This window comes from Duffyella sp. Ts4 (assembly GCF_051851875.1).
Classification (GTDB): domain Bacteria; phylum Pseudomonadota; class Gammaproteobacteria; order Enterobacterales; family Enterobacteriaceae; genus Duffyella; species Duffyella gerundensis.
In genome coordinates, this window is record NZ_JBLYPN010000014.1 from 99,365 (window position 1) to 106,406 (window position 7,042).

Annotated in this window: 6 protein-coding genes; 5 read left to right on the top strand and 1 reads right to left on the bottom strand. The window is 55.2% G+C overall.

The window, feature by feature from the left end; genetic code table 11:
* Window positions 1-4: 4 nt before the first annotated feature.
* The 5 genes from rbsA to rbsR all read left to right on the top strand — a co-directional run bounded on the left by rbsA (window position 5) and on the right by rbsR (window position 5,386).
* On the top strand, window positions 5-1,513 hold the full coding sequence (rbsA, locus tag ACJY2L_RS17000; RefSeq protein WP_067435013.1) for a ribose ABC transporter ATP-binding protein RbsA: 1,509 nt from the start codon (window positions 5-7) through the stop codon (window positions 1,511-1,513).
* A complete protein-coding gene (gene rbsC, locus ACJY2L_RS17005) occupies window positions 1,510-2,481 on the top strand; it encodes a ribose ABC transporter permease (RefSeq protein ID WP_187487148.1) in 972 nt (323 codons plus the stop codon). Before rbsA ends, rbsC begins: the two co-directional genes overlap by 4 nt.
* Window positions 2,482-2,510: 29 nt before the next feature.
* Window positions 2,511-3,386, top strand: coding sequence for a ribose ABC transporter substrate-binding protein RbsB (gene rbsB / locus ACJY2L_RS17010; protein ID WP_067426504.1), 876 nt, complete (start codon window positions 2,511-2,513; stop codon window positions 3,384-3,386).
* A 65-nt stretch (window positions 3,387-3,451) separates the two neighbouring features.
* Window positions 3,452-4,381, top strand: a complete 930-nt coding sequence (rbsK, locus tag ACJY2L_RS17015) for a ribokinase (protein WP_439213919.1) — start codon at window positions 3,452-3,454, stop codon at window positions 4,379-4,381.
* Between the two features lie 3 nt (window positions 4,382-4,384).
* Window positions 4,385-5,386 carry a ribose operon transcriptional repressor RbsR gene (rbsR, locus tag ACJY2L_RS17020; RefSeq protein ID WP_368733610.1) on the top strand — a complete coding sequence of 334 codons (1,002 nt, stop codon included), beginning with the start codon at window positions 4,385-4,387 and terminating at the stop codon, window positions 5,384-5,386.
* Here rbsR and mdtD read toward each other — a convergent pair.
* Window positions 5,373-6,788, bottom strand: coding sequence for a multidrug transporter subunit MdtD (mdtD, locus tag ACJY2L_RS17025; RefSeq protein ID WP_439213917.1), 1,416 nt, complete (start codon window positions 6,786-6,788; stop codon window positions 5,373-5,375). The two genes, rbsR and mdtD, sit on opposite strands and share 14 nt — an antisense overlap.
* Window positions 6,789-7,042 lie beyond the last annotated feature (254 nt).

The following is a 7,042-nucleotide window of genomic DNA, read 5'->3' on the forward strand; positions in this document are numbered from 1 at the left end:
AGCTATGCAACCTTTACTGCAACTGACCGGCATCGAAAAAGCCTTTCCTGGCGTGAAGGCGCTTAACGGCGCCTCGCTTTCCGTCTATGGCGGCCGGGTGATGGCGCTGGTGGGCGAAAACGGCGCCGGCAAATCCACCATGATGAAGGTGCTGACCGGTATTTATAGCCGTGATGCCGGATCGCTGAAGTGGTTGGGTGATGAAGTGAGCTTCAGCGGGCCAAAAGCGTCTCAGGAAGCAGGTATCGGCATTATTCATCAGGAACTGAACCTGATTCCTCAGCTGACCATCGCCGAGAATATTTTTCTTGGCCGCGAATTCACCGGGCATTTTGGTCGTATCGACTGGAAAAAAATGTACGCCGAGGCGGATAAGCTGCTGCAACGCCTGAACCTGCGTTTCAATAGCCACCGGCTGGTGGGCGATTTGTCGATTGGCGATCAGCAAATGGTTGAGATTGCCAAGGTGCTCAGCTTCGAGTCGAAAGTGATCATCATGGATGAACCGACCGATGCGCTGACCGATACCGAAACGGTTTCCCTGTTTCGCGTCATTAATGAACTGAAAGCGCAGGGCTGCGGCATCGTTTATATCTCGCATCGCATGAAAGAGATTTTTGAAATTTGCGATGACGTTACCGTGTTCCGCGACGGTCAGTTTATTGCTGAGCGCGCAGTGAGCGACATGACGGAAGCGTCGCTAATTGAAATGATGGTGGGCCGTAAGCTGGAAGATCAGTATCCACGGCTTAACCAGGCACCGGGCGACGTCCGTCTGCGGGTTAAAAACCTCAGCGGTTCTGGCGTGGAGAATGTCAGCTTCGAGCTACGCAAAGGGGAAATCCTCGGCGTTGCCGGACTGATGGGCGCTGGCCGAACCGAACTGATGAAAGTGCTGTACGGCGCCTTGCCACGTACGCAGGGCGAAGTCACGCTCGACGGCCGCGTTGTGCAGGTGCGCGCGCCGCAGGATGGCCTGGCAAACGGCATCGTTTACATCTCTGAAGATCGTAAGCGCGACGGGCTGGTGCTCGGCATGTCGGTCAAAGAGAACATGTCCCTCACCGCGCTGCGCTATTTCAGCCATGGTCGCGGATTAAAGCACGCGGCTGAACAGCTGGCAGTGGGCGATTTTATTCGTTTATTCAACGTTAAAACGCCGTCAATGGATCAGCCCATTGGTCTGTTATCCGGCGGTAATCAGCAGAAAGTTGCCATTGCCCGTGGCTTAATGACCCGGCCAAAAGTGCTGATTCTTGATGAACCGACGCGCGGCGTCGATGTAGGCGCGAAAAAAGAGATCTATCAGCTGATTAACCAGTTCAAACAGGAAGGACTGAGCATCATTCTGGTCTCATCCGAAATGCCGGAAGTGCTCGGCATGAGCGATCGTATTCTGGTGATGCACGAAGGTCATCTGAGCGGTGAATTCACAATTGAGCAGGCCACGCAGGAAGCCTTGATGGCGGCGGCGGTCGGTAAGCAATCCAGCGAGGAGTTGGCGCATTTATGAGTACTCAAACCTTACCGGCCAGCCGTCGCTGGTTCAGCAAAGCCTGGCTGCTGGAGCAGAAATCGCTGATTGCGCTGCTGATTCTTATCGCCGTGGTCGCCAGTCAGAGCCCGAATTTCTTTACTCTGCCAAACCTGTTCAACATTCTGCAGCAGACGTCGGTAAACGCCATTATGGCGGTCGGCATGACGCTGGTGATCCTGACATCCGGCATCGATCTTTCAGTCGGGTCGCTGCTGGCGCTGACCGGTGCGGTTGCGGCGTCGATTGTTGGTCTTGAGGTGAATGCGCTGGTGGCCGTGGTGGCTTCTCTGGCGCTTGGCGCGGCCATCGGGGCGCTGACCGGCACCATTGTCGCCAAAGGCAAAGTGCAGGCTTTTATCGCTACGCTGGTAATGATGTTGTTGCTGCGCGGCGTGACCATGGTTTACACCGACGGTAGCCCGGTTAATACCGGCTTCAACGACAATGCCGATCTGTTTGGCTGGTTTGGTATCGGCCGTCCGCTGGGTATTCCTACACCGGTATGGTTGATGGCGATCGTGTTTTTGCTGGCCTGGTACATGTTGCACCATACGCGCCTTGGCCGTTACATCTATGCTTTAGGCGGCAACGAGGCGGCAACCCGCCTTTCCGGGATTAATGTCAGCCGCATCAAAATTATCGTCTATTCGCTGTCGGGCATGCTGGCGGCGCTGGCAGGCACCATTGAAGTGGCGCGTCTCTCTTCTGCGCAGCCGACCGCGGGAACGGGTTACGAGCTGGATGCAATTGCTGCCGTGGTACTGGGCGGAACCAGCCTCGCGGGTGGTAAAGGTCGCATCATGGGCACGTTGATTGGCGCACTGATTCTGGGCTTCCTGAACAACGGCCTGAATCTGATGGGCGTCTCTTCCTACTACCAGATGATCGTCAAAGCAGCCGTAATTCTGCTGGCGGTGCTGGTGGATAATAAAAGCAGTAAATAACCTCTTACCTTATCTACACAGGACAGAACATGAAAAAGCTGACGGCTCTGGCAGTAATTCTTGGCGCAACCCTGAGCGCGGGTGCGATGGCAAAAGATACCATCGCGCTGGTGGTTTCCACGCTGAACAACCCATTCTTTGTCTCACTGAAAGATGGCGCACAGAAAGAAGCGGACAAGCTGGGTTATAACCTGGTGGTGCTCGATTCACAGAATAACCCGGCTAAAGAGCTGGCCAACGTGCAGGACCTTACCGTGCGCGGCGCTAAGCTGGTGCTGATCAACCCGACCGACTCCGATGCCGTTGGCAACGCCGTGAAGATGGCTAATCAGGCTAAAATCCCGGTTATCACCCTCGACCGCGTAGCGGCAAAAGGCGAAGTGGTTAGCCACGTAGCTTCCGATAACCGTTTCGGTGGCAAAATGGCCGGCGACTTTATTGCCAAAAAAATTGGCGAAAACGCCAAAATCATTGAGCTGCAGGGCATCGCCGGTACATCAGCAGCCCGTGAGCGTGGCGAAGGCTTCAAACAAGCAGCCGATGCGCATAAATTCCAGATCCTTGCCAGCCAGCCTGCTGACTTCGATCGCACCAAAGGCCTGAACGTCATGCAGAACCTGCTGCAGGCACATCCTGATGTGCAGGCGGTATTTGCGCAGAATGATGAAATGGCGCTGGGGGCGCTGCGTGCATTGCAAACCGCCGGTAAATCTGATGTCGTGGTGGTCGGTTTTGACGGCACCGCCGATGGCGTGAAAGCGGTTGAAGCAGGCAAGCTGGCAGCAACCGTTGCGCAGATGCCGGAAAAAATTGGCATGATCGGCGTGCAGACCGCTGATAAAGTGCTTAAAGGTGAAAAAGTGCAGGCGATCATTCCGGTCGACCTGAAGCTGGACACCAAATAAAACAAAGAAAAGTATGGCACCGCGCCACCAGTTAATGGTGGCGCACTTTTTTGGAAAACCCTCCCATGATTAAAACCGGTAAACTGGCCGTGCTCGGCAGCATCAATGCAGATCATATTCTCAATCTGACGCACTTTCCGCGTCCGGGTGAAACGGTGATCGGTAAGCAGTATCAGATCGCTTTTGGCGGTAAAGGGGCGAATCAGGCGGTGGCCGCAGGTCGGGCAGGTGCGGATATCGCGTTTATCGCCTGTGTTGGCGAAGATGATACCGGCGAGCGGGTGCGTCAGCAGCTTGCGGTCGATCGCATTGATGTGGCCCCGGTGGCGGTGGTGCCTGCGATGGCAACCGGCGTGGCGATGATTTTCGTCAATGGCGAGGGTGAAAATGTTATCGGCATTTATGCCGGCGCTAATGCGGCGCTGACCCCGCAGCGCGTGGAGCAACACCAACAGGTGATAGGCGTTGCCTCGGCGCTGTTGATGCAGCTGGAGTCTCCGCTGGAGAGCGTGCTGGCCGCTGCGCAGATCGCTCGTCAGCATGATACGCACGTTATTCTGAATCCGGCGCCCGCCGCCGCGCTCAGCGACGAACTGTTGTCACTGATCGATATCATTACGCCTAATGAAACCGAAGCGGAAATTCTGACCGGCATTCCGGTTAAAAACGATGATGACGCTGCTCGCGCCGCTAGCTGGCTACATAATAAAGGTATTGCGACCGTATTGATTACGCTGGGCAGCCGTGGCGTCTGGCTCAGTGAGCAGGGACAAGGGCAGCGCATTGCGGGCTTCAGGGTGACCGCCGTCGATACTATCGCCGCGGGCGATACCTTTAACGGCGCGCTTATTACCGCTCTGCTTGAAGGCCAGCCGATGACAAAGGCGGTGCGTTTTGCTCACGCCGCGGCGGCCATCGCCGTCACTCGTTCTGGCGCGCAACCGTCGGTGCCGTGGCGGGAAGAGATCGATCGTTTCCTGGCCGAGCGGGTTTAATCCGTGGCGACCATGAAGGATGTGGCTCGGATGGCTGGCGTTTCAACCTCAACGGTGTCGCACGTCATTAATAACAACCGCTTCGTCAGTGAAGGCGTTCGGGAAAAAGTGCAGTCGGCGATCGGCCAACTTAACTATGCACCTTCCGCTCTGGCGCGCAGCCTGAAGATGAACCAGACGCGCACCATCGGCATGCTGCTAACCGCCAGCAGCAACCCGTTTTATGCGGAAGTGGTGCGCGGCGTGGAAAACAGCTGTTACGAGCGCGGCTACAGCCTGGTGCTGTGCAATACCGCTGGTGACGAAGAACGTATGAATCGTAGCCTGGAAACCCTGCTGCAAAAACGGGTGGATGGGCTGCTGATCATGTGTACCGAAAGTCATCTGCCGTCAGCCGACATCCTGAATCGTTATCCTTCTATTCCCACGGTGATGATGGACTGGGCGCCTTTCGAGGCAAACAGCGACATCATTCAGGACAATTCGCTGCTTGGCGGCGAGATGGCGACCGATTACCTGATCTCACGCGGCTTTACGCGTATCGCCTGCATTGCGGGTCCGCAGGACAAAACGCCGGCTCGCCTTCGCCTGCAGGGTTACCGTAATGCGATGGCCGCCGCCGGGCTGGATGTGCCGTCTGACTATATAGTGGAAAAGAACTTCGAGTTTCAGGGTGGTTTTGATGGCATGAGCGAACTGTTGTCGCTGGAACAACCGCCACAGGCGGTCTTTACCAGTAACGATGCAATGGCGGTGGGGGTTTATCATGCCCTGTATCAGGCGGGGCTCAGCATTCCGCAGGACATGGCGGTGATCGGCTACGATGATATTGAACTGGCGCGCTACATGACGCCGCCGTTAACCACCATTCACCAGCCTAAAGATGAACTGGGCGAACTGGCGATTGATACGCTGATTCATCGTCTGCGTGAACCCGGCGCCAGTCAGCAAACGCTGGTGCTGACGCCGGAGCTGGTGGAACGCCATTCGGTTAACGGTTTTTAGCCTGCTTTGTCGACGATTTATCGCGATTCGCAACAAGGTGTCGTCCATCGCCAGGTTTGAGCAGCATGAACACTGCGGCTGAGAATACTGACAGCACGCCCATGGTCAGGAACGTGGCATGAAAGTGATCAACCGTAGTGCTTTCAAAACTCTCATAAAAGCGCAGCACCGCGGCGCTTACCGCCACACCAAAACTGATCGATAGCTGTTGTGTTACCGCCAGCACGCTGTTGCCGCTGCTGGCATTCTCATCCGTTACATCAGCCAGCGTAATAGTGTTCATCGCGGTGAACTGTGTTGACATCGCCATACCCAGAATAAAAAGCGGTGCGACCATCAGTGCAATACTGGCGCCGGGAGACTGCAGCGCAAAACTCATAATCATCACGCCAATAAAGATGGTGATGCCAACCAGCGTTTTACGGTAGCCAAACCAGCGCAGCACCTGCGTAACCGTAGACTTGGCCAGAATAGAACCCACCGCCGTGGGTGCCATCATGCAGCCTGCAATGATCGCGGAATACCCAAATCCTACCTGTAACATCAGCGGCATTAAGAACGGCACGCAGCCGGTACCGAGACGGGAGGCAATGTTACCGATGATACCGACCGAGAAGGTGCGGGTCCTGAAAATGGGCAGGCCAATCAGCGGAAAAGGATGGCGCCGTGCGTGCTGTATATAAAGAAGCAATAAAACAACGCCGCCGGCTAAAACGGCTGATGCCAGCCAGCCCGACACAATGCGCTCACCAAACAGTTCGATCCCCACAGAAATCATTACCAGGCTGATGCCAAACATCAAAAAGCCCGCCAGGTCGAAACGTCGCTTTGGCGTGGTGAAATCCGGCATATATTTGCGCGCATAGATAATCCCAAGAATACCGATCGGGATATTAATGAGGAAAATCCAGTGCCAGGTCAGATAGGTCACCATCACGCCACCCAGCAAAGGCCCCAGAATCGGACCGACCAGACCTGGCATGGTGACAAAGTTAAGTACCGGTAGCAGTTCACTACGAGGATAGGCACGTAACAGCGCAAGGCGAGCAACCGGCATCATCATCGCGCCGCCCACGCCTTGAATAATACGTGATGCCACTAACAGACCCAGCGTGCCGGACAGTGCGCACAGCAGTGAGCCCAGCGTGAACAGTGTGACCGCGATAATGAATATCTTACGTGTACCGAAGCGATCGGCGAGCCAGCCACTCACCGGAATCAGCATGGCGACGGTCAGGGTGTAGCTGATGATGGCGGATTGCATCGCCAGTGGCGAACGCTCCAGGCTTACGGCAATCGCGGGTAAAGCAGTGTTGAGAATGGTGGCATCGAGCGCCTGCATAAAGAAGGCCATCGCAGCTATCCATGGCAATCCGGACATACTGCGTGCAGATTTGATCATTAACGTTCCTTTTTGTCTTCCGGAAGCAATAAATTGCGCCCTGCCGGTGATGTGCGTAAAAGCATAGCACCGGCATCTGCGTGAAGAGTAAGGTTTGTCTGGTGCAAAAAAGGCGTTTTGCCGATATTTCAGGCATGTTTTGCTGTTTTTTAATACGTTCGTTTAAAAAAAACGCGCTTGGAAAAATAATTCAAATAAACACTTGTCACCCGTCAGGAACTCCCTATAATGCGCCTCCACTGACACGGAACAAC

Coding starts and splice junctions, on each gene's coding strand:
- rbsK (WP_439213919.1), top strand. CDS start 3,452: ATGATTAAAACCGGTAAACTGGCCGTGCTCGGCAGCATCAATGCAGAT.
- rbsC (WP_187487148.1), top strand. CDS start 1,510: ATGAGTACTCAAACCTTACCGGCCAGCCGTCGCTGGTTCAGCAAAGCC.
- mdtD (WP_439213917.1), bottom strand. CDS start 6,788: ATGATCAAATCTGCACGCAGTATGTCCGGATTGCCATGGATAGCTGCG.
- rbsB (WP_067426504.1), top strand. CDS start 2,511: ATGAAAAAGCTGACGGCTCTGGCAGTAATTCTTGGCGCAACCCTGAGC.
- rbsA (WP_067435013.1), top strand. CDS start 5: ATGCAACCTTTACTGCAACTGACCGGCATCGAAAAAGCCTTTCCTGGC.